General features: G+C 35.2%; 1 protein-coding gene. It reads right to left on the bottom strand.

Going from position 1 to position 933, the window contains the following annotated elements; all coding sequences use genetic code 11:
- Positions 1-565: 565 nt before the first annotated feature.
- On the bottom strand, positions 566-933 hold a 368-nt coding region (locus ACDX78_RS23230), incomplete at its 5' end, for a sigma-70 RNA polymerase sigma factor region 4 domain-containing protein (protein ID WP_486031219.1).

Below are 933 nucleotides of genomic sequence, written 5' to 3'. Positions count from 1 at the left end.
CCGTATAAAGTGGTGGGATTTCTTTTTCAAAATAAAAAATAGACTTCTGAACCAAAGAAAATACTTTTTTTATGGATTGGGATTGTAAATTAAAATAAAAACCTTAGTTTTTGGGTGCTAACCATAATAAAAGTAGTAGGCATGAGACTGAACAGTCGGAATAAACATACTATAAGGTATGGTGTTTAAAATTTTTTTTAATTCTTAAGGAAAAAAGTAAACTCAACCACAATAAATATATTAATTTGTTTAGAAATGATGATAATGTCCAAAATAGTATAAGCACCTTCTGAATTCCTCGAAAGACATATAATCCACCAAATTATGTACTACCTCTACCTATCAATATTATTAGAGATCGGTTATTTCGGAAAGAACGAAACTGGTAATCAGGGTGATTGGTGATGGATTGTGTATTCAAAACATGCGCAACACACCAAAAAATGCAAAGACTAAAGACACCCTGTATGAGTGTCTGCAAAGGGACACAGGGACAGGTTCCCCGGTCCAATCAGTCCACCTGTGCCTATGGTCCATGCTCTTATGAATTCTTGTACGTACGAATCTATGACCCCCCAGCACGCTGAATCACCGTCTTAGATATTCCTGTTATTCGTGATATTTGCCTTTGTGATACGCCTTTCAGTGCCTTCAATTTTCCAAGTACCGCATCCCTGGTTTCTTTATCCATTTGCTGCAGTGTACTCTTATTCTGAATTCCTAATTGATATAAAAATTCTCTCACTTCATCATCCGATCTTCTTATTTTGACGATATCTTCCAGGCATTGATCATTATTTGGTTGTTTCATATATTCGATATATAATCCAATTGCTTTGTTCCTATCAGGTGAAAATAAATCCAAACCCATATCTATATCCACGATTTGTACTCGATGAATATATTCGTTGACACTTGTCCACCTGCTTTCAA

The organism is Virgibacillus oceani (assembly GCF_041521345.1).
Lineage (GTDB): Bacteria > Bacillota > Bacilli > Bacillales > Amphibacillaceae > Virgibacillus_N > Virgibacillus_N oceani_A.
The sequence above is the reverse complement of the archived record's forward strand: the minus strand, read 5'-3'. Positions and strand labels throughout refer to the sequence as shown.